Annotated in this window: 17 protein-coding genes and 1 pseudogene; 5 read left to right on the top strand and 13 right to left on the bottom strand. The window is 39.4% G+C overall.

Going from position 1 to position 23,227, the window contains the following annotated elements; genetic code table 11:
• Window positions 1-163: 163 nt before the first annotated feature.
• Window positions 164-1,324 carry a TlpA disulfide reductase family protein gene (locus B5X70_RS15630; RefSeq protein ID WP_079558848.1) on the bottom strand — a complete coding sequence of 387 codons (1,161 nt, stop codon included), beginning with the start codon at window positions 1,322-1,324 and terminating at the stop codon, window positions 164-166.
• A 73-nt stretch (window positions 1,325-1,397) separates the two neighbouring features.
• Window positions 1,398-2,495 carry a hypothetical protein gene (locus B5X70_RS15625; RefSeq protein WP_079558847.1) on the bottom strand — a complete coding sequence of 366 codons (1,098 nt, stop codon included), beginning with the start codon at window positions 2,493-2,495 and terminating at the stop codon, window positions 1,398-1,400.
• Between the two features lie 872 nt (window positions 2,496-3,367).
• Here B5X70_RS15625 and B5X70_RS15620 point away from each other — a divergent pair.
• Window positions 3,368-4,093 (top strand): tail fiber domain-containing protein, encoded by a 726-nt coding sequence (locus B5X70_RS15620; protein WP_159450015.1) that lies wholly within the window; start codon window positions 3,368-3,370, stop codon window positions 4,091-4,093.
• A gap of 20 nt (window positions 4,094-4,113) precedes the next feature.
• Window positions 4,114-6,288: a T9SS type B sorting domain-containing protein gene (locus tag B5X70_RS15615; protein WP_079558845.1), complete on the top strand. Its 2,175-nt coding sequence runs from the start codon at window positions 4,114-4,116 to the stop codon at window positions 6,286-6,288.
• A gap of 73 nt (window positions 6,289-6,361) precedes the next feature.
• Here the strand turns inward: B5X70_RS15615 and leuB are convergent, their stop codons facing one another.
• The 9 genes from leuB to ilvD all read right to left on the bottom strand — a co-directional run bounded on the left by leuB (window position 6,362) and on the right by ilvD (window position 18,137).
• Window positions 6,362-7,429, bottom strand: coding sequence for a 3-isopropylmalate dehydrogenase (leuB, locus tag B5X70_RS15610; RefSeq protein WP_079558844.1), 1,068 nt, complete (start codon window positions 7,427-7,429; stop codon window positions 6,362-6,364).
• A gap of 31 nt (window positions 7,430-7,460) precedes the next feature.
• Window positions 7,461-8,996, bottom strand: a complete 1,536-nt coding sequence (locus B5X70_RS15605; RefSeq protein WP_079558843.1) for an alpha-isopropylmalate synthase regulatory domain-containing protein — start codon at window positions 8,994-8,996, stop codon at window positions 7,461-7,463.
• A gap of 77 nt (window positions 8,997-9,073) precedes the next feature.
• A complete protein-coding gene (gene leuD, locus B5X70_RS15600) occupies window positions 9,074-9,670 on the bottom strand; it encodes a 3-isopropylmalate dehydratase small subunit (protein ID WP_079558842.1) in 597 nt (198 codons plus the stop codon).
• A 44-nt stretch (window positions 9,671-9,714) separates the two neighbouring features.
• Entirely contained in the window at window positions 9,715-11,115 is a 1,401-nt protein-coding gene (gene leuC / locus B5X70_RS15595) for a 3-isopropylmalate dehydratase large subunit (protein WP_079558841.1), read from the bottom strand.
• Between the two features lie 93 nt (window positions 11,116-11,208).
• Window positions 11,209-12,708, bottom strand: coding sequence for a 2-isopropylmalate synthase (locus B5X70_RS15590; RefSeq protein WP_079558840.1), 1,500 nt, complete (start codon window positions 12,706-12,708; stop codon window positions 11,209-11,211).
• A gap of 104 nt (window positions 12,709-12,812) precedes the next feature.
• On the bottom strand, window positions 12,813-13,862 hold the full coding sequence (gene ilvC / locus B5X70_RS15585; protein WP_079558839.1) for a ketol-acid reductoisomerase: 1,050 nt from the start codon (window positions 13,860-13,862) through the stop codon (window positions 12,813-12,815).
• Window positions 13,863-13,899: 37 nt separating this feature from the next.
• On the bottom strand, window positions 13,900-14,448 hold the full coding sequence (gene ilvN / locus B5X70_RS15580) for an acetolactate synthase small subunit (RefSeq protein WP_079558838.1): 549 nt from the start codon (window positions 14,446-14,448) through the stop codon (window positions 13,900-13,902).
• Between the two features lie 42 nt (window positions 14,449-14,490).
• Window positions 14,491-16,224 carry a biosynthetic-type acetolactate synthase large subunit gene (gene ilvB, locus B5X70_RS15575; protein ID WP_079558837.1) on the bottom strand — a complete coding sequence of 578 codons (1,734 nt, stop codon included), beginning with the start codon at window positions 16,222-16,224 and terminating at the stop codon, window positions 14,491-14,493.
• Between the two features lie 71 nt (window positions 16,225-16,295).
• Entirely contained in the window at window positions 16,296-18,137 is a 1,842-nt protein-coding gene (gene ilvD, locus B5X70_RS15570; protein WP_079558836.1) for a dihydroxy-acid dehydratase, read from the bottom strand.
• 864 nt (window positions 18,138-19,001) lie between these two features.
• On the opposite strand from ilvD, the gene B5X70_RS15560 reads away from it, so the two are divergent.
• The 3 genes from B5X70_RS15560 (at window position 19,002) to B5X70_RS15550 (ending at window position 22,284) form a co-directional block, all read left to right on the top strand.
• Window positions 19,002-20,219 carry a hypothetical protein gene (locus B5X70_RS15560; RefSeq protein WP_143255090.1) on the top strand — a complete coding sequence of 406 codons (1,218 nt, stop codon included), beginning with the start codon at window positions 19,002-19,004 and terminating at the stop codon, window positions 20,217-20,219.
• Between the two features lie 25 nt (window positions 20,220-20,244).
• The gene (locus B5X70_RS15555) at window positions 20,245-20,661 is read left to right on the top strand and encodes a substrate-binding domain-containing protein (protein ID WP_079558833.1); all 417 of its coding nucleotides are present in this window, start codon (window positions 20,245-20,247) and stop codon (window positions 20,659-20,661) included.
• Window positions 20,662-20,847: 186 nt separating this feature from the next.
• Window positions 20,848-22,284, top strand: coding sequence for a methyl-accepting chemotaxis protein (locus B5X70_RS15550; RefSeq protein WP_159450014.1), 1,437 nt, complete (start codon window positions 20,848-20,850; stop codon window positions 22,282-22,284).
• 181 nt (window positions 22,285-22,465) lie between these two features.
• On the opposite strand, the gene B5X70_RS15545 is transcribed toward B5X70_RS15550, so the two are convergent.
• Together B5X70_RS15545 and B5X70_RS18395 are read right to left on the bottom strand one after the other, a co-directional pair.
• The gene (locus B5X70_RS15545) at window positions 22,466-22,894 is read right to left on the bottom strand and encodes a hypothetical protein (protein ID WP_079558831.1); all 429 of its coding nucleotides are present in this window, start codon (window positions 22,892-22,894) and stop codon (window positions 22,466-22,468) included.
• 78 nt (window positions 22,895-22,972) lie between these two features.
• Window positions 22,973-23,227: pseudogene (locus B5X70_RS18395) on the bottom strand (hypothetical protein); the annotation flags it as partial.

Below are 23,227 nucleotides of genomic sequence, written 5' to 3'. Positions count from 1 at the left end.
AACACAAACAGATACTTACGATTCTTTATGAGAAAATTTAACCACGTACGTGGTTAAATTTTAGCCGACAAATATATCTGTTTTTAAGCATATCCTCCAAACTAAAAAAGCTTAACATTCTAAATTTAAAGCGAATATGCACTTAAAAAGTTCGAAAAACGGATCATAACTCCTCGCGAAGCCTTTCTTCCAGCCTTGTTCCAAACAGATCTTTGCCCACGAGCTCCCCTTCCCTGCTGATCAAATAATTGGCAGGAACTCGTTGAACATTAAAAACCTGTGCTGCATAGGAATTCGTAAATTGCAAATCGCTTACACTTATCCATGGCAATTCATCTCTAACAACAGCGCTTTCCCACAACACACGGCTTCGCTCCAATCCCACCTGATAAATTTCAAAACCCCGATGATGATATTGAGAATACAACCTTTTTAAATTGCGGTTTTCACGAACTGAGGTTTCATCCCATGAACCCCAAAATGAGACCAAAATCACGTTGCCTTCGAGAGAAGAGAGTGCCACATCATTTCCGTCCAGATCAGGTAGTACCAGTTCAGGATAAGATCGTCCTTCATTTGCAAGTTCCTGTATCATTCGAGCCATGCGCTCTTCAGCTTTAACACTCAGAACCATGTTGTATAAATGGCGCACCCGCTCAGAATCGGGGTATATTAGGTTTAAGCTGGTGGCAATTGTTGCAAAAAGCCTCTGATCATCACGATCTAGAATATTCATCACCAGAGTTTCATCAGAAAAAGTCAGAAATAGTGCATAATAACTGGCAAATGAACGAGGATTTTCCAACACGAACGCCTCAATAAATTTTTTATATTCATCAATTTCTTCAGTGAGTCTCGTGCTAACTGCTTCCAATTCTTCGGCTTGTTGTGATTCAGGTAAGTCGTTGAAATTATCGATTATAGCATCCACTTCGCTGCGTAAAGCCGTAATTCTTCGCTTTAGAATTTGCACTTTTTCTGAGCCGGGTGAATTCTCAACCGTGTAATCCCTTGAAAAACGACTTAACGAAGCAGTGATATTTATATGTTCAGCGGAATCGCCCAAAAGCGTAATAAAACGACTAGGTGTCAATGAAAGTTTAAAAAATGTCGGTTCAAACAGCGCATTTTGCCTAAAAGTAAATTGATCATTCCTGCCAATTACCGTACTATCAATAAGTACGTCTCCTCCCAAATCCATTCGATACAAATATAGGGTTTCACCGGCACCCTCAGTTACACTTCCCTCAATAATGAATCGGTCTTGTCTGGCACAACTGCCTAAAACAACCATTATTAAAAGAAAAATTGATAGCTTCCTCATAGTTTTATTCTAAAATTGCGATTTTGCATATAAGTTACAAAGGTAAATAATCTCCGGAAACTAATTCCAAAGTTTAATTCTCATTAGCCGCTGATGTTAAAAGAAAATTTTTAACCTCGTCAATTTGTTCATCCCAAACGTTTCTGGCAATAATAATGCCCTGATCGTTTACAATAAAATTTACAGGAGGTTTTCCAATCGGTATCATCATGTATTTGTAATCCTGTAACTTCAGATAACGGAACAATGTGTTACGTTGAATATTATAATCATCCTCAGGATTAAGCACAAAACAGACTTCAAATCCCTCTGAATGAAGAGTTGTCAAACGATTCAGTTGAACACGGGATAATGTAAAATCCGTAGACGGGAATTCCAGATATAGATGACTCCCTTTAAAATCTTCAATTGAGATGGTTTCACCATTCTGGATAAATTCAATATCAGGAAAAGGACGATCGGGGTTAAAACTCTGAAATTCTTTTTCCCTCTGACGTATTTTGCCAACCATGTTGGTAAAAACTTCAACTTCTCTCAGATATTTCTGATTTTCCAGCATAGAATCTGCCCTGTAAAAAAGATTCCGATCGCTCCAAGGATCGAAGAGAGAGTGATTGCCAGCTCTCTGTAGAAGGGCATACATACGTACCATTGGAGCACGTGAGAGCTCCAATGCCCGTCCTCGAAAAATATTTTTCAAAGAATCCAAATCCTCATAAAGATTTTCAACATTGACAGGAGTTGGAGTCCATGACGGACTGTCGACAATTGAAGTCATCCGGTTCATCTCCGAAAGCCACTCTTTGCTGATCCTTTCGATGGCTAAAAATTGGATGGAATGCTCTGAGCCATTTAACTGAACGTGATCCGGGAAAATTATATATTGTGCATCCACAAAGACCGGTTCTCTGGCTGAAATTTGAAGGAGTAACGATTCGCCTGAAGTCTTTGAGAGCAAATAAAGCCCAGGAACAATGGTATCAGGATTCCAGTAAATTTGACCCGATGAACTGATAAGTAATGTATCAGGTAAAAATAATGAATCGTTGGGTGCAGATATTATCATGCGATTACCCTCACCACCCCACATGTAACCCGACAACAGCGGTTGTTCCTGCTGCTGAACGCAGGAGGTAAGCAGAGCAAAAATGGAAATAATCCATATAATCATTAATACTTGAAACTTGTTATATACTAACACAGTACATTGATACATAAAGTTAATCTAGTGAACTCAAAAATAACCAAATTTACACAAAGCATCCTTATAATTAGGGAAAAGATTAAAGCTGTTATTATTAAAAGAAACTTAAAATCATTGTAGCCTTCCCTAAAAATAGGACAGTTTAAAATCAGACAGTTATTAATCATCTGAATCTAATACGCTGTCTACCTACAACCTAACAGTCTAATAATTTGAAACATATATTTAGAAACTAAAATTAGACAGTTTATAATATGATGATCACTATCGGCTTAAATAAAGACAAATAGTAATGAAAATGGATGTAACGCGTATGCGCAGATTTTCTCAAAGCGCATTAAAAATCATTAGTGCAAATTCAGAATAAACAATACGCAAAATTAAATCTTGGCAGTATTTAATCCTACTTAACCTTTACAGACTTGTCCTTATGTTTATTATCACTTCTTCAAACAATAACATAAGCCAAATCAACTCCTGTCATATAATCGAAACCTATAGTTTTATCTGTCTTTTTTTCAACGCTTTTGAAAATTCTATTAAAACAACACCAAGCAATGTTAGTGAAATAAACAAAAAATGAAATACATTTGCATCGAACAAAATACATATTATTTAATTTTATCTAATTGTTATTATGAAAATTTACGCATTTAAATTACTATTTATTATTGTGTTAACTGCCACTATAGGGGGGGGGCAAAATCAACGCACAGCTAAAACTTTTTAACGACGGCAAAGTCTCTATTGGAACGTTAACAGAACCACCCCAATACCACATGGTATATTTGTATGGGGCGAGATTTCAATTTGGCGGATGGCAAAATCGATTTGTTAAAATGGATATTAGTGCTCAGGATCCAAGAATTTGGAGTCACTCAACTGACAGAATTGTTTTCTTTAATACAGAAAGAGCACGATTCAATACTATTCAGGTTGCTAGTGTCGTTCAGTCATCAGATGTCAAATACAAGAAAAATATAGAAACAATTAACTCTTCTCTCGAAACCATTCGTCAATTAAGAGGAACATCTTTCCTTTGGACGTACCAGGATGAACTAAAAAGTGCCGGCTTAGGAAATTATGGTTTCATTGCACAGGAAGTAGAACAAGTAATTCCTGAGATTGTATCAACTGATAGTCTTGGATATAAAGGTGTTGATTATAGCGCAATTATACCAATTGCCGTTGAAGCCATTAAAGAGTTATCCCAGATGGTAGAGGAACAGGCAAAAGAGATTGAGGTACTAAAGGCACAAAACAATGGCATCGCAACCAGGGTTTCTTCTGCAGAAATAGACGATGACAAGGCTATTCTCTTTTCCAATATCCCTAATCCTTTTGGAGATAAAACAGAAATTTCTTGCTACTTACCAAATTCCAGCAAAAGTGCATTCTTGATAATTTATGACTTAAACGGTAATCAAGTAAACCGCATGACTGTGAAAGGTACAGGCAATGTAAAAGTTACTGTGCCTGCTTCAGATTTAAAGTCGGGTATGTACTTATACTCACTGATTGTGGATGGCAAAGAAATTGACACCAAGCGAATGATCGTTTTATAAACCTATCCAATTCGAAGATAATGTATAGATATTTATTATTATTCATAGGTGTGTTCTTATTCAGTGCGGTGAATGCACAAACGGGATGCCACAAACAAACCTCAGTTCCTGATGTCCCCAATTTTCTCACCGGGTTAAATGGAGAAGAATCGCCAGTGGTGTTCAGTCAAAAATATTTTGGGAAATTTAACCTCGATGAGATTAAAACATCCTATGAGTTTGCCCCGGTCAATAACGACTCGATGTATCTGGTGGAGTATGATGAGGAGTATTTTCGTAAACGTCCGGGACTGGGTTCTACATATCAAAAAATGTATGAAGTTTACATAGACTTTAAAGAGCATGCCACGAAGTTTGAGTTAGATGAGGGGACGCTATGGATTTTTAAAATTACGGCTACAACAGCTGTAAGCTTGGGATTTTCATTTAAAACAAACACCAAAATACCTGAGGGGGCAAGGTTTTCTTATTATATTAATGACCCTTTTGAAAAATATCATTATGGCGAAGTAGATGACCATACCTCTCTATCATTTCTTTATTCGATTCGTCAACTTGAATATGGAGACGAGGAGGAATATGTCAGGTTCAATGATTTTTATATTGAGTATTTTGAACCACATGATGCACTATTTAGCCCCAATTTAATAATTGACCAATTAGACTATGGATATGGAAACCGCCGTAACTATATGAAAAGCACAATTCTTAAAGGGGCGCATGGGGAGTCTGAATTTCAATGCCTAAATGACATTGTTTGCCCCGTGGGCGAATACTGGAAAGAAGCTTCCAGGTCTGTATGTCATATATATGTATATAATCGGACATTGTTGGGAGTAGGAAGAAGAATAAAAGGATCAGGGGTACTTATCAATAAAAGTGGGAGCGGATATGCTCCTGATGACATGCCATACATTCTCTCAGTAGCTCATCTTTTTGGACATCAGCAATTTAATGAAGAAAATGAAGTTCCAATATTACTACATGACCATGCAGACACCAGAATCGAAATAGTAGTAAACTATCAATATGGCGATTGCGGCATAACAAATCGCCGAACCAGTGGTGAAACTATTCGCAGTGAACTTAGAGTGGGGAACATAAAAGCAATCGGGGATAACTTTTGGTATAAACAGGATAATTCTCTATATGACCCAAAGAATGATTACGTTTTACTTCAATCTCGCCGAACCATAAAGCAACTCACAAAACACGACCTTGTTTTTTCAGGCTGGGAAAGGTTTAAGCATCCACGGGAGGGTGCAGCCATAGGTCATCCGAATGGAGCTCCCAAAAAAGTAAACGTAGCCAACCAAGCGCCTCAAAATCTTGAAAACGGAACCTTCATTATGAATTGGAACGTTGGAGTTTCAGAAGGAGGCCTGTCAGGTGGGCCGGTTTTCTCTTCATCATGGGGGCAATACTTGCAAGGGATAGTAATTGGTGAACCACATAACCCAAACAAACGTTGCGGACACTCCGAAAGTATTTGCATAAAATTTGATGACATATATCCCCACATAAGGGATTACGTTGGTACAGGATTGTCGGCACAGCACAAACGCTACACAACAGATCCAACTTATTTGCCGGCTCATTGCAGTAATTGCATAAGAGATAATGGTGAAACAGGTATTGATTGCGGTGGTGATTGCTTACCTTGTGGAATTGAGGATTACATTGAGATTACCTCAGTAATGGACTTTTTCAGTCGAGAAGTAATGGAATCAAGATTTACAACCAACATTAATACCGGTTCTAATGCTGTTATGAAAAGTGGAAATAAAAACTTGGTTGCAGGAGAATCAATTTCAATGAGGGGTGTTGAATTTCAAAAAGGAGCAACCTTATACATGAACATTGATGAAAGAATAATGGATACGCCTAACAACGGCAGAGGATGTTATGTTCCTTGCGTTGCAATGCCAAATACATTTACTCCCAATGATGATGGGATAAACGATTTTCTACGTGTTAATCAATCATTTGTTTATAAATGGAGGGTGAATGTATGGGATAGAAGAAATCGACTCATTTATTCATCGGATGTGCATACCGTTAATTATGATGGACCAATAAACATCTGGGCAGGTCAAAATACACAATCCTTACAAGCTTATAAAGTAAGATTCACTTATGCGGATTGTAAAAATAATTGGCGTAATTTTGAGCAAATGGTACATGTTATTAAATAATTGATTGACAAGGCGTAAAAGCAAAAAAGCGACAAGTTTTGAGACTTGTCGCTTTAAAAATTCAATTAGTTCTTTATCCGTTTTTCCTGATATAATCAGCCAGCCAGTCTCCAACTTCAGAGGTCTTTTTGGCATTTTCTTTATCAATGTCTTCGGTTACAAAACTCTGTTCCAATGAGGCTGTTACCGCTTTGCGGATCATTTCTGCTTCGTCTTTCAAATCAAAAGCATACTCAAACATAAGAGCTGCTGATAGAACTGTGGCAATAGGGTTGGCAATGTTTTTCCCGGCAGCCTGCGGGTAAGAACCATGTATGGGTTCAAAAACGCTGGTGTGCAACCCGATGGATGCAGATGGCAATAAACCCAGAGAACCTGTAATAACTGAAGCTTCATCGGTAAGAATATCACCAAACATATTCTCAGTAACCATTACATCAAAATTCTTTGGCCATTGTATGATTTGCATGGCAGCGTTGTCCACAAACATATATTGGGTATCCACTTCCGGATAATTGGGAGCCATTTCCTGAGCAATTTGACGCCATAACCTGGAAGTTTCAAGAACATTGGCTTTATCTACCACGGTAAGTTTCTTGTTACGTTTCATGGCATACTCGAATCCCAGTTTTAGGATGCGTTCAATTTCTTCACGGGTATAAACACAGTTGTCGAAAGCCATGTTTCCATCTTCACTGCGGCCTTTTTCACCAAAATAAATACCACCTGTAAGTTCTCGAATGCACATGAAATTGGCACCTTCAACCAAATCCTTTCTCAACGGAGATTTATGTAACAGTGATGGAAAAGTTTCAACCGGACGAAGGTTGGCGTATAAACCCAATTGCTTACGCATGCGAAGCAATCCTTGCTCGGGTCGAACTTTTGCGTTAGGATCGTTGTCAAATTTTGGATGTCCAATGGCACCGAACAACACCGCGTCAGCATCCATACATACTTTGTGTGTTGATTCCGGATAAGGATCACCAACCGCATCAATGGCGGCAGCACCGGTTAAAGCTTCTGTATAAATTGCCTCATGACCCTTTTTTTCGCAAACGGCGTTTACAACCTTAATGGCCTGATCAATGATCTCGGGGCCGATTCCGTCACCGGCCAGTACAGCAATATTAAGTTTCATAATTATATAGTTATTTTTAAAATCAAAGGAATTACCCTTTAAACCTCACCTCATCACTTTCAATGATGTTCAGCATTTTAAGGGTAGCTTTAATAGCAGCTTCGGTTTGGTCAGCATCCAAACCACGGGTTTTAAACTCTTGTCCTTTAAAATCCCATGTAATTACAGTTTCAACCAGTGCGTCGGTCTTTCCACCGGGAGGTATCGATACCCAATAATCGGTTAATACCGGATGATCCAGATTCAATGATTCGTAAATTTTCCATAACGCTTTCATAAATGCATCGTACTGTCCATCACCTATAGACGTCTCTGCGTAGGTTTTATTATGAATTTGAATACGGATGCTTGCAACAGGTTTCATTTTACGAACCAGACTTAAACTGTAATTTAACAGTTTAATATTTTCAGGGGTCTCCTTATTTTTTAGAACATCTGATATAATATATGGGAGGTCTTCGGTTGTAACGGTCTCTTTTTTATCCCCTAAATCGATCACCCTTTGGGTGACCTTCTTCATATCTTCAGCATTCAGTTCTATCCCAAGTTCCTCCAGATTCTTTTTGATATTCGCTTTTCCGGAAGTTTTTCCCAAAGCATAGCGGCGAACCCGACCAAAACGTTCGGGCATCAGTTCATTAAAATAAAGGTTGTCCTTATTATCGCCATCGGCATGAACGCCGCTGCACTGCGTGAATACATACTCTCCTGTTAATGGTTTATTGGCAGGAATACGCACTCCACTAAAAGACTCAACCATTTTAGATACTTTCGTGAGCTTTGACTCATTCAGCGAGTTCTGAAGTTTCAAGTGGTCATTCATCATTCCCAGCACGCTGGCGAGTGGAGCATTACCAGCACGTTCTCCCAGTCCGTTCACAGTGGTATGAAGTCCTTTCATTCCGGCTTTTAGTGCCATAAATACATTGGCCACCGAAAAATCGTAATCGTTATGAGCATGAAAATCAAAATGTACCCCGGGATATCGGTCATACATATCTTTGCAAAACTCATAAGTCTGCTCCGGATTAAGAATTCCAAGTGTATCAGGCAGCATGATTCTTCGAACCTTTGCTTTGCTCAGAAAATCTACCATAAAGTAAACATACTCTCGGGAACTTAGCATTCCGTTTGACCAGTCTTCTAAATAAACATTGACTGTTATGCCGCGTTTTTCAGCTTCATCAATCACAAACTGGATATCTGCAGCATGTTGTTCAGGGGTTTTTCTCAATTGACCCTGCAAGTGCTTCAAAGAGCCTTTTGTTAATAAGTTGATAACCTTTCCTCCAGCTTCTGCAATCCAATCTAATGATACAGTCTGATCAACAAATCCTAAAATCTCGACCCGTTCAATACAATTGTTCTTTTTGGCCCAATCGGTAATTCTCTTCACTGATCTGAATTCCCCATCCGATACTCTGGCTGAAGCAACTTCAATGCGATCAACCTTAATTTCCTCGAGCAAAAGCCGGGCAATTGCAAGTTTTTCCGCTTCACTGAATGATACCCCTGTGGTTTGTTCTCCATCCCTAAGGGTTGTATCCATTACTTCTATATTGGTCATGATTCTGTTTTTTGATAAGATTTGCAGGCGAATGGAAAAATTCGTGATTGGAGTTTTCCAATCACGAATACTTTAAATTATGCATTGGCTTTTTCTTCCCAAGCCTGAATATCATCAGTAATACTTAGTAGATAATCAATATCATCATACCCGTTAATCAGGCATTTCTTTTTATAAGGATTGATATCAAATTTCTCTGAAATATTTTTTGACGGTACTGAAATCGTTTGATTCTCAAGATCAACTTTTATAATCACCTTTGCATCAGCCTCAATGGCTTCAAACAATTGATTTAGAAAATCATCAGATATCTGAACAGGAAGTACTCCGTTGTTTAGTGCATTATTCTTAAATATATCTGCAAAAAAGCTTGAAACTACCACTTTGAAACCGTAGCCATGAATTGCCCATGCAGCATGTTCCCTGCTGGAACCACTACCAAAGTTTTTACCTGCTACAAGAATGGAACCAGAATAAGTTGGATCATTCAGCACAAAATCGGGCTTTGGATTGCCTTCCTTATCATATCTCCAGTCACAGAAAAGGCTGTCACCAAATCCATCGCGGGTGGTTTTTTTCAAAAATCTTGCCGGTATAATCTGGTCGGTATCTACGTTTTCAATGGGCAACGGTACACAGCTGGATTCAAGTGTTACGAATTTATCTATTGGCATTGAATTAAAATTTGTCGTTAATACTTTAATCTTTAAAACCCCTGCTACAGCAAAGTTCTGGGGTCAGTAATTACTCCGGTAACGGCTGCAGCAGCGGCAGTGAGCGGACTGGCCAACATGGTTCTGGCTCCGGGTCCCTGGCGTCCTTCAAAGTTTCTGTTGGAGGTAGAAACCGCGTACAATCCCTCGGGAATTTTATCATCATTCATGGCCAAACAAGCAGAGCAACCGGGTTGACGCAATTCAAATCCGGCGGCTTCCAGTTTTTCCTTTAAGCCTTCTTCAAGTGCCTGCTTTTCAACTTGCTTACTACCAGGAACAATCCATGCTACTACGTTGTCGGCTTTTTTCTTTCCTTCAACGAATTGGGTAAACGCGCGCAAATCCTCAATACGTCCGTTGGTGCAACTTCCAACAAACACATAATCTACACGCTTTCCAATCATGGCATCTCCAGCGTTAAAGCCCATATATTCGAGCGATTTCACAAAAGATTTTTGAGAAGACTTCTCAATTTCGTCAACTTTTGGAATATTACCTGAAATTCCCATTCCCATACCGGGGTTGGTTCCATAGGTAATAATGGGCTCAATGTCTTCTGCCTTAAAGTGAATCTCCTTATCAAAAACTGCGTCGGGATCAGATGGCAGTTGTTTCCACTCTGCCAAAGCTTTTTCCCACTCTTCACCCTTTGGAGCAAATTCGCGCCCTTTCACATATTCGAAAGTGGTTTCGTCCGGAGCGATCATTCCGCCTTTGGCACCCATTTCGATGCTCATATTACAAATGGTCATGCGCGCTTCCATAGACAAGGAGCGAATAGCTGAACCTGCAAACTCAACAAAGTATCCAGTTCCTCCCCCTGTGGTTAGTTGAGAAATGATGTAAAGAACAATGTCCTTGGATGTTACTCCTTTTTTAAGTTCTCCATCCACATTTATTCTCATGGTTTTTGGCCGTGTTTGCATCAGACATTGAGTAGCCAACACCATTTCCACCTCACTGGTTCCAATTCCGAAAGCAATGCTTCCAAAGGCACCATGGGTAGATGTATGACTGTCGCCGCAAACAATGGTCATTCCCGGACGGGTTAATCCAAGCTCAGGACCAATCACATGAACAATTCCATTGTATGGATGTGTTAAACCATACATGGTTATCCCGTTAACTTCACAATTCTCCTTGAGTTTATTCACCTGAAAACGGCTTAACTCATCATGAATCTGCAAATGCTGATCCATGGTTGGAATATTATGGTCGGGTGTTGCGATGGTCTTTTCGGGGCAACGAACTTTTATATCTCTCTCTTTAAGTCCGGCAAAAGCCTGCGGACTGGTCACCTCATGAATCAGGTGACGATCTATGTACAACACACTGGGTCCTCCTTCAACATTGTTTACAACGTGTTTTTCCCAGATTTTGTCGAAAAGTGTTTTTCCTGCCAAGGTTCTCTGTTTTTATATTATTATACAACTATTTTTTATATGATAAGTTCAAACTTAAATCGAACAATCGTTCGATTTAAGTTGACTCAATGGCTATTGGATTTTCCCCAATGCATCCAAAAATGCTTCAACAGAAGCCGTTATGATATCGGTATGCGCAGAAAATCCGTAATAGGTATGTCCCTGGTGTTCAATCTGAACGTGAACCTTACCAAGGTCATCACTTCCCCGGGTAATGGCTTGTATAAGAAACTCTTCCAAACGCACACGTCTTTTAACCAGTGCTTTAACGGCTGTAAAAGCAGCGTCAATGGGGCCGTTACCTGATGCTGTTTCAGTAAATACATCTCCATTAAAATTAACCTGTACAGTTGCTGTTGGAATGGTTGATTTTCCACACACCACCTGAAGAGATTCAAGTTTTAGCGGACGTTTAGAGTCCTTTTCAACATTACGTCCAACCAGAATTTCCAGATCTTCATCGGTAATGTCTTTCTTCTTATCGGCCAGTTCAAGGAATTTTTGATATATTTCATCAACTTCGGCCGGCTCAAAATTATAACCCAATACGCTCAGACGGTGTTTAAGAGCTGCACGTCCACTTCTTGCTGTTAAAACGATAGAAGATTCTTTTACACCCACGTCAACCGGATCGATGATCTCATAATTTTCCCGGTTTTTCAGAACTCCATCCTGATGAATACCGGAAGAGTGAGAAAACGCATTGCGACCAACAATGGCTTTGTTGGGCTGGATGGGCATACGCATCAATGTAGAAACCAATCCACTGGTTTTCATGATTTGCTTGGAGTCAATTCCGGTATCGAAATTAAGATCCTTATGACAGCGCAATGTCATTACAATCTCTTCCAAAGAGGTGTTGCCTGCTCTCTCACCAATACCGTTCATTGTAACCTCAACCTGACGCGCTCCATTGATAATTCCGGAGATTGAGTTGGCTGTTGCCATCCCTAAGTCGTTGTGGCAATGTGTTGAAATAATGGCTTTATCAATGTTGGGAACATTGTTAACCAAATAGGCAATTTTTTCTCCGTATTCTGAAGGCAGACAATAGCCGGTTGTGTCAGGAATATTAACCACAGTTGCTCCGGCTTTAATGACAGCTTCAATGACTCTGGCCAAATACTCATTCTCAGACCGGCCTGCATCTTCTGCATAAAACTCAACGTCTTCAACAAACTTTTTAGCAAACTTAACCGCCTCAACGGCGCGCTCTATTATGGCCTCGGGTGTTGAGTTCAGTTTATTGTAGATGTGGTATGGTGAAGTTCCGATACCTGTATGAATTCTTCCTTTTTTTGCAAACTGAAGTGCATCGGCAGCTACTTCAATGTCTTTTTTTACCGCGCGGGTTAGCGCGCAAATGGTTGGGTTGGAAACAGCTTTGGAGATTTCTACCACTGAGTTAAAATCTCCCGGACTCGAGACCGGAAAGCCGGCTTCAATAATGTCCACTCCCAGTTTCTCCAGTTGACGTGCCACTTCAATTTTTTCAATGGTATTCAGCTGGCATCCGGGTACCTGTTCGCCATCCCTTAAAGTGGTGTCGAAAATATAGACTCTATTGCTCATAAATGTCTCTTTTTGTCCGGTTGTCTCCGGATTTTTGATTTTGAATGATTTAAGGAAGTGATAAAGGAGGAAACTCCTTTATCACTCATTGTATTCTCTAATGACTATTTATCATTTTCGGGACGCAAAGTACGAACAGCTGCACCGGCACGCCACATTTCAGATTCGCGCAACTCTTTAAGTTCAGCTTCAAGTTTCACACGATAATCAGACTGACTGTTTGAATCGATGGATCGTTGAGCTTCGTTGCCTTTGGCAACTTCGCTGTAAAGATCGCTAAACACAGGCAGGGTAGCGTCACGGAATTTCTTCCACCAGTCAAGCGCTCCGCGTTGTGCAGTGGTTGAACAGTTGGCATACATCCAGTCCATTCCGTTTTCAGCCACTAATGGCATCAAACTTTGGGTAAGTTCCTCAACCGTTTCGTTAAAAGCTTCAGACGGACTGTGTCCGTTGCTTCTTAAAACTTCGTACTGAGCAGCAAAAATTCCCTGGATGGCACCCATCAGGGTTCCTCTTTCACCGGTAAGGTCACTGTAAACCTCTTTTTGGAAAGTGGTTTCGAACAAATAACCGCTACCAACTCCGATTCCAAGAGCAACAACTCTCTCTTTGGCTTTTCCGGTAGCATCCTGGAAAATCGCGTAGCTGGAATTCAATCCACGTCCTTCAAGGAACATGCGACGAAGGCTGGTACCTGATCCTTTAGGAGCCACAAGAATTACGTCCACATCAGAAGGTGGAATAATACCTGTACGATCTTTGTAGGTAACACCAAAACCGTGTGAAAAATAAAGAGCTTTACCAGGTTTCAGATATTTTTGAACAGTTGGCCAAACAGAAATCTGTCCGGCATCCGAAAGCAGATATTGGATAATGGTTCCTTTGTCAAGGGCTTCTTCAATGGGGAAAAGGGTTTTTCCGGGCTCCCACCCGTCGGCAACAGCCTTGTCCCAGGTTTTGGATTCTTTACGTTGTCCAATGATAACGTTAAAACCATTGTCTTTCAGGTTGAGAGCCTGTCCCGGCCCTTGTACGCCGTATCCAATAACAGCAATTACTTCGTCTTTAAGCACTTCGCGTGCTTTATCCAAAGGAAATTCCTCACGTGTTACTACGTTTTCTTCGGTTCCTCCGAAATTAATCTTAGCCATAATAATGTTTGTTAGTAATATTTAATCGGAAATAAAATTAGTTTTTTACCGGGTTGTCCAGTTCCAGTTTTCTTAAATAGTTGTCCAGCATTTCGGTCTTTGTTTTTGTTATTGATATTCTTCCCGAACGCGTAAACTGGGATACTCCGTATTGATCCAGTTTTTCGAATAACTCCTGGGTTTCCTTCTTGTGTCCTGTTTTTTCGATGACAAAAAATTCGGGTGTAACCTCAAGAATGCGTGCGCCATACTGGCGCACTAAGGTCTCAATCTGATTCCCATTGAGCAACGAGGCGGTTGGTACTTTATAAAGTGCCACCTCTTCATGGATGATATCATCTGCAGTTAGAACAAATGCCTTTATAACATCTATTCGCTTCTCAATTTGCTTGGCCACCTTTTCAATCTCATTGCGGGTACTAAATACCACTATGGTAAACTTATGAATTCCGGCAATGGCAGATTCGGAAGTGGTTAAACTTTCTATATTGAGATGTCTGCGGGTAAACACATTGGTTATCTGATTCAGAAGACCTACTACGTTTTCTGAAAATATAGATAGTGTAAATTCCTGTTTTAAGCTCATGACTTTTTTAGTTTTAATTGATGTAAACCTGTCAGTTTTCTCCTATTCTAAACGGATATCCGAAACAGAAGCTCCTGCAGGAACCATCGGGAATACGTTTCCTTCTTTCTCAACAACAACTTCCAGTAAATATGGTCCGTCATGCTCCACCATTTGCTGAATGGCCTCGTTCAGATCGTCTCTTTCTGTTACTTTTCTTGATTCTATAAAATAACCTTTTGCGATGGTCTGAAAATCAGGGTTAATTAACTCTGTAGAAGCATACCGGCTGTCGAAAAACAGCTCCTGCCACTGGCGCACCATTCCAAGAAAATTGTTGTTTAGCAACACAATTTTAACCGGAATTTTAGTCTGGAAAATGGTTCCCAACTCCTGTATGGTCATTTGGAAACCTCCATCGCCAACAAACAATATCACGTGACGGTCAGGCTGTCCCAACTTAGCTCCCATTGCAGCAGGTAAACCAAATCCCATGGTACCAAGGCCACCCGATGTCACATTGCTTCGAGTCTGCTTGAACCGGAAATACCGGCTGGCCATCATCTGGTGCTGACCTACATCGGTAACAACAATGGCATCATCATCTACTGCTGCAGATACTTTATTTACCACTTCACCCATGGTCATACCTTTTTCAGCAGGGTTTAGCTGGCGATTGATAATTCTGTCATGCTCAATTCTGTCACAGGCGCGGAATTCATTCAACCATTCCTGATGCGAATTTTTAGATACTTTTTCCGTTAGCTTTGGTAATGACTCTTTTACATCAGCCAAAACAGGAACATCGGCATGTACATTTTTGTTTATCTCTGCATCATCAATTTCAAGATGAATCACTTTGGCGTTGGTAGCATAGTTTTTCAAATCGCCGGTTACCCTGTCGTCAAAACGCATTCCGATGGCAATGATTAAATCGGCCTCATTGGTTTTGATATTGGGCCCGTAGTTTCCATGCATACCCAGCATTCCAATATTCAATGGATGGTTCGAAGACATGGCCGACAGTCCAAGCAATGTCCATGCAGCAGGAATTCCTGTCTTTTCAAGAAAAGCCATTAATTCTTTTTCCGCATGCCCAAGGATTACTCCTTGCCCAACCAAAGCGAGTGGCTTTTTTGCCAGATTGATTAATTGTGCAGCAGCTTCAATCTGCAGAGGATCCAAAACAGGTACAGGCTTGTAGCTTCTGATGTACTTAACCGGTTCGTACAGATAATCAAAAGTTGCAAACTGTGCATCTTTTGTAATATCTAATAATACAGGACCTGGACGGCCACTTCTGGCTATATAAAAAGCTCTGGCAAAAGCGTGTGGAATATCTTCCGGCCTTTTGATCTGGTAGTTCCATTTGGTAATTGGTTGGGTAATGCCCACAACATCAGTCTCCTGAAAAGCATCGGTTCCCAACAACGATGACCCAACCTGACCACTGATGACCACAAGTGGTGTAGAGTCGATCATGGCGTCTGCAATACCGGTAACGGCATTGGTGGCTCCGGGGCCGGAAGTAACAATGGCAACTCCCACTTTTCCGGTAACTCTTGCATATCCCTGTGCAGCATGAACAGCTCCCTGTTCATGACGGACAAGCACATGATGTAATTCCTTCTGAAAACCATATAAGGCATCATAAACCGGCATGATTGCTCCACCGGGATAGCCAAAAATTAAATCTGTCCCTTCATTTAACAGGGATCGAACAACGGCCTCTGAGCCAGTCATTTTGATTGCTTGATTACTCTTCTCTTTCATCACTGTTTGGGATTGTGTTTCCATGGCTTAAAGCTTATGGGATTTACAATTACCTTGCAGAATAAAAAAACCTGCAAAGCCTTTTCAAAACATCTCTATTTACATTCATCAGGTAATACTCGAATTGCACCGGTATCGGCTGATGTAACCATTCCGGCATAAGCACGCAGAGCTTTGGATACAAATCGCTCACGCGCAGAAGGTTTCCAGGCATTATCGCCCTTAGCATCTTCCGCTGCCCTACGTTGGTTCAACTCATCTTCAGTAACATCTATATTTATTGACCGTTGAGGAATATCAATGATCACTTTATCTCCGTTTTTAATAAGTGCAATGGCTCCACCTGCAGCTGCCTCGGGTGAGGCGTGTCCAATTGACAGTCCCGAAGTTCCTCCTGAAAATCGTCCATCAGTCAGTAAGGCACACTTTGCTCCAAGATTCCGGGATTTAAGGTAAGAAGTGGGATACAACATTTCCTGCATTCCCGGCCCGCCTTTTGGTCCTTCATATTTTATAATGACCACATCGCCTGCTTTAACTTCTCCGGAAAGAATTCCATCGCAGGCATCGTCCTGTGATTCATAAACACGAGCCGTTCCTTCAAAATGAAATATGGATTCATCCACTCCAGCTGTTTTTACTATACATCCGTTTTCAGCAATATTTCCAAAAAGGACTGCCAGACCGCCATCCTGAGAATAGGCATGACTGATATTTCTGATGCAACCCTTTTCACGATCCAGATCCAACTCACCATAAATGGCTTTTTGGGAGCCCATTACAAGGTTTACAAACCCTCCGGGTGCACTTTGATAAATTTCTTTTGCCTCTGCAATTGCACTCTTACTCGCCATATCATAAGCATCCAAAGCTTCGGACAGGCTTGAGTAATCTACTCTGCCTACAGTTGCATCCAGTAAACCTCCGCGATTTAATTCGGCCAAAATGCCCATAATTCCTCCTGCACGGTTCACGTCCTCTATATGATAATCGCTGTTTGGTGCTACTTTACACAAAACCGGTGTTTTTCTGGATATTCGATCGATATCCTGCATGGTGAAATCAACACCCGCTTCGTGAGCTATGGCTAACAAATGTAAAACCGTATTTGTGGATCCTCCCATGGCTACATCAAGTGTCATGGAGTTATTAAAAGCTGCCTTGGTGGCAATATTGCGGGGCAAAACCGATTCATCCCCATCTTGATAATATTTATATGCAAGCCTTACAATCTGATTGGCTGCTTTTTCAAATAGCTTCTTTCTGTTAACATGAGTTGCAACAATGGTTCCATTTCCAGGCAGGGCCAGACCCAAGGCTTCGTTCAGGCAGTTCATTGAATTGGCTGTGAACATCCCGGAGCAGGAGCCGCAAGTTGGGCAAGCGTTTTGCTCCACCGCAAGTAGCTCCTCGTCAGACACCGAATCATCGGCAGCCATAACCATTGAGTCAACCAAATCCAGAGCTTTATCTCCAACTTTACCTGCCTCCATGGGTCCACCTGATACAAAAATCACAGGGATGTTTATGCGCATGGCAGCCATTAACATCCCCGGTGTAATTTTATCGCAATTACTGATACAAACCATGGCATCGGCCTGATGGGCGTTAACCATATACTCTACACTATCAGCTATTAAATCTCGCGAAGGTAAGGAGTACAACATTCCGTCATGCCCCATGGCAATGCCATCATCAATGGCAATGGTATTAAACTCAGCAGCAAAACATCCTTGTTTCTCTATCATTCGTTTAACATCCTGACCAATTTGGTGTAAGTGCGCATGCCCGGGTACAAATTGTGTAAATGAATTTACAACCGCAATCAGTGGACGGCCCATTTGTTCGTCCTTCATTCCATTGGCTCGCCATAAACTTCTGGCTCCGGCCATTCTTCTTCCCTGTGTGGTTGTATTACTCCTTAATGGTATTTTCATTTTTATGCACTTTTTAAAAGGATACTTCTGTTTGTTAAATATTTCAACACCCCGTTCTGCAAGTCAGCTGTTTTATTCAACCAAAAACCCCTCTCACAATGGAAGTGAGAGGGGTTTAAAGTTCGTTTATATCGTTTTACTTTTTACATACCTGTCTCACTTCCCTAGTGGTTAACCACGAGAATAATAATGACGACGAGAAGTAGAGATGCAAAAAGTGTCATGCGCTCTTTTATTTATTCAAAATTCTATGCAAATATATGAACTTTGTCATAAAATCAAATCAAAACAAGAAAAAAAGTTTCAATTTTCTTTCATTCTTTACGAAAACCATAAAGTTTTTCGTATAAAGATGAATATTTATACAGTTCAGAAAGCTTGTTATTCTAATCTATGTAGTAATTAACATGAATAACTCAAAATAGTTCATTACAAAGTAAAAAAACATTTCTACACTGCTGACACCTCAAAATTGAATTCTTCAAAAATCTCACACCCATTAAAAAAAGTGAAATATTTCATTCAATATTCACATGCGTTGCCCAATGATAATTATCAAGCCCCGTTGGTTAAATTCATCAAGATTAATTTTAAAATACTTTTTCATCTTCCATTTATATTTGGAAAGTATAATATCAAAATAGATGTTCTATCCGATGCATATTAGACAAACACATCAATATGTTAACATACGTGCTCAAAGATTAATTATACTTTTAATTGCTTACGTTTTGAAACTCCAATTCAATTTAGCCGTTAAAGGCTATTGAACAATACTTTTACATAGTTTCATCCTGATTCGAATCCAATTATAAACTTACTATTAAACTATCTACAATGAAAATTAGCGCAAAATTAATTGCAATGTTATTATTTGTTGCAATGCCATTAATGGCACAAACCGATTATTGGGAACCTCAAACAAATTTTACTGGTTATGTTGGGACTGAATTTAACTACTTTAATGGGTTAAAAGGGTACGAGAGAGATTACTCTATCGCATTATCCGAGGCTGGTTTTCTCTCGTCATACCAACCAACCCGAGACTTGACTATTACCGGAGTACTGGTTTACAGACCAAATTTCAGCTTTGAACAGATGCTGAATGAATTAAATGCTCAGTACAGCATCAATAATAGTTTAAATCTTAAGGCAGGGAGATTTCTCACTCCATTAAGCCCCATGAACACTTATTACTATGCTCCGGTAAACAACAGTGCTACCTTACCAATGATTATTACAAACCATGAATTTTTCCCATTAAACATGGATGCTGTTTCCTTAAATGGCGAAGTAGGTGAAGATATAAGGTTCAATTATAACGTTTTTGCGGGGGGATTTAAAAACAGCCTTTACCAGGGGTCAGGAGCAATGGGTTTTTTTGCCACTGAAAGTGAGTATTTTCAGAATCAACGAATGCCAGCAGAGAGCCTTGGATATGACATGATAACAGATCCTAATGAATCTTTGCAATTTGGAGGAGGTGGATATTTGGGAATCAACATCAATAACTTCATTTCATTAGGTGCAGGTTTATTCAGTTCAGATGAAAATATCACAACAACATCCAGACTCATACGTTTCGAAGAAGCTGATGAGTTCGATTTTGATGGCATTGATATGGGTGATTTCGATTTCTCTCAATGGGAGGTTCATGATGACCACTATGTTAGAACCTCTTCAATCGAAAGTAAAATCAAAAAAACTTCATTTGGAGGAAATATTAAAATGCACTATTCCTCATTTTCTTTGATTGGCGAATACTGGCAAACAAAAGCAAAACTTAAAACTTTCGGTTTTAATACAGATTTAAATTTGAAAGGAGCTTATGTAGAAATCAGCAATAACTTCTACATAAATAGTTTAGGTTCCATAACTCCATATCTTAGATATGAGTATCATAGTGTCCCAGAAATTGGAGCATCAATGGTATCAGATAATAGTCAAGAGTACTATCGATATACAGCGGGTGTTAATTTCAAACCTTCATTTGAAACCACTTTCAAAATGGAGTATGTGTATTACGAATATGGTTCTCTAGACCTAGGAGGACTTGTTCTGTCTGCAATCTTTTCATTCTAACTATTAGCCAACCAAACGGAAAAACATGAAAACATATATACTTACAATCAGTCTGTTCTTTACACTAACTATTGCCTATTCACAATCATATAAAGTTATTGTAAATTCAGATAACTCTACAGCTTCGTTGACATCAAAAGAGGTATCAGACATTTTTCTAAAACGAACTTCAAGATGGGATAGTGGAGTTGCAATACTACCCGTTGATTTAACACCTAACTCATCTGTAAGGGCAACATTTACGCAGGAAGTTCATGGCAGAAATGTAAATGCTATCAGAAGCTTCTGGCAACAGGCTGCATTCTCAGGCGCAGGATCGCCTCCTCCGGAACAACCAAATGATGAGGCTGTGGTAAATTACGTTAGAAATAACCCGGGAGCAATAGGTTATGTATCTGCTGCTGCCAGTACGGTCGGAGTTAAAACAATTACTGTTAGGTAATGTGGTATATAATTAATGAATGAGTTATTACCTGTCTGATTGAATCAGACAGGTAATTCTGCATCTTTCATTAAAGAACATAAACATCCATTTCCATAATCTTATAAAAATATCCATATGAATTTTAACAAATTCATTTTAAATCTCAAGTTTAAATATAAAATATTGCTGTTACCCTTGATGTTTATGATGTTCTTAACAGGCATCATGATTCTCTTTAACTGGGTAAATGGTAAAAGCAATTCGCAGATGCACAGCATCGAACAGGGATACATTCCATATATTGAGTTAAGTCATCAACTTGATATGACAATGAAGGATTTGCAGAGAGAGTTTATGGATGCAGTTGCGGTAGCAGATATGTATCAACTAAGTGGTGCAGAAGAGTTCAAAATGGTATTTGATAGCTTAATGGCTGGAGCTGAGAACAACATTGTTCTTCAGGATGATACCATAATATTGAACCTCTCAGATAAATTTCACAACTATTTTGACATTGCATATTCTGCATCGGAAAGCATGATTCAGGGAGACTACAGCGAGGAGACTTCACTCAGGATACAAGCAATGATTGAAGGTTATCAGGAAATCATTCAATTGCTTGCACAAGTGAATGAGGACAGTAAACTCAGAATGGAAGAACTATTTAGGGAAACCCGAGCCAACAACCGGATGGTTGGAAATATTATGCTCATTGTTTTTCTGGCTCTGGTTGGTATAATTGGGTTCTTTACATTTAAAATAAGCAACTCTATTGTTAAGCCCCTCTCAGCATTTTCAGGCAACCTCAATGCATTATCAGGTGGAAACCTAAATGTAAACATCGATAATCAGTACCTTGAAAGAAAAGATGAAATAGGTGTAATTTCGAGAGCCATAAACGATCATGTGATAAAACTTAAAGAGATTATTGTTGGCATTCAAACTGAAGTTGTTCAAATTGCAACCATGAGCAAACAATTAAGTCAGACATCAGAAGAAATTGCACAAGGTTCCAATGAGCAAGCGGCATCGGTAGAAGAAATATCTTCAACCATGCAGCAAATCACTTCTAATATTGATCAGACTGCCGAGTATTCCATCAACACAGAGAAGATAGCAGTAGCATCAGCAAAAGATATGAAAACTGTAAGTATTGCTGCGGTAGAAAGTTTGGAGTCGGTTAGTTCAATAGCAGAAAGAATTAATATCATTAACGATATTGCATTCCAGACCAATATTCTGGCATTAAATGCTGCTGTAGAAGCAGCCAGAGCAGGTGAACATGGAAGGGGCTTTTCAGTTGTTGCCGCAGAAGTAAGAAAGCTGGCGGAACGCAGTAAAGTTGCAGCGGAAGAAATTATTAAACTAGCAAAACTTAGTGTTAGTAATACGGAGAACTCGAAAGAGTTAACCCAATCAATTATACCTGAAATTGAGAAAACATCAGAGTGGATACAGGAAATTTCTTCAGCCAGTATGGAGCAGAAGAATGGCGTTGGACAAGTGAATGAAAGTGTTCAAATATTAAACAACATTGCCCAACAAAATGCTGCTTCTTCCGAAGAAATGGCAACCACAGCAGAAGGACTGTCAGATCAGGCCTCCAAACTGACCAATCTAATTGGGTTTTTTAAAAAATAAGCTACTTTTTTGAAGATGCAAGTTAGTATAGAAAACACACATTAAAAAAGATAAGCATTTAATATCGCGCATTGAGATTTAAACAAACCTCAATGCGCTTTTTTTTTATAATTATAATAATCTACGTTTATTAAGTAACAGTATAAATTTAGTTTCTCTTTAATTGCGAAGAAACTTATTACTACTCCACAACATTTATGTCACTTTTAATAAGCTCCTCTTTCAATAATGCCTTAAAGTCCTTTATAATCTGCATTTCCTGATCTGACTTTAATTTATCATGATTCATAGCAATCTCAACTTCAAGTTCGTAGGTTTCTCTACCAGTTCTAATATTAAAAACTTCTCTGGAGTAACTCGTAGTAATTTTTTTTAATGATATTTGAATTTGCTGCACCTGTTTCTTATCAACATCGGGATATCTGGCATATATTTGTTTATGTATCTCTGTTCTATCAATATTCTGAACAATAGTTTTTAGATTTTGATAGTCGGCATCAATACCATCTTTGGTCGTTTTTACTACAATTTTCTCAGTAACCGAAATGGTATTGCAGCTACCTAAGAAGATAATCAAAGTGGAAACCACTACAAAACATAGATTTTTCATCAATACTGTCCTAAATAATCTTCAGTAGAATTTATTGCTCTTTAAAAATAGTAGTTTTAGCCAGAAACATCTACAATTTCAGAATAAAACCCCCTGTATGTATTTTTGAACTGGTTCAGGAGGTTCATCAAAGGGTTTATCCAACCACTTTTGCAAGTGAATTTTCACAAACATATTCAACCTGATAAACGCAACTAAATTTGACAACCTCCAGCCATATTGGGCTAATGCTTTTAAGTATTTTAGGACAAGTATAGTTATCAAAGCAGTCCATATTTGTATCATTACAGCATTTTCGCTAGTTCCGATGAAAGATTTAATATGAAGGAGTTG

This window comes from Alkalitalea saponilacus, assembly GCF_900168165.1.
Taxonomy (GTDB): domain Bacteria; phylum Bacteroidota; class Bacteroidia; order Bacteroidales; family Marinilabiliaceae; genus Natronoflexus; species Natronoflexus saponilacus.
Note: the sequence above shows the minus strand (reverse complement) of the source record. Positions and strands in the feature narration are given on the sequence as shown.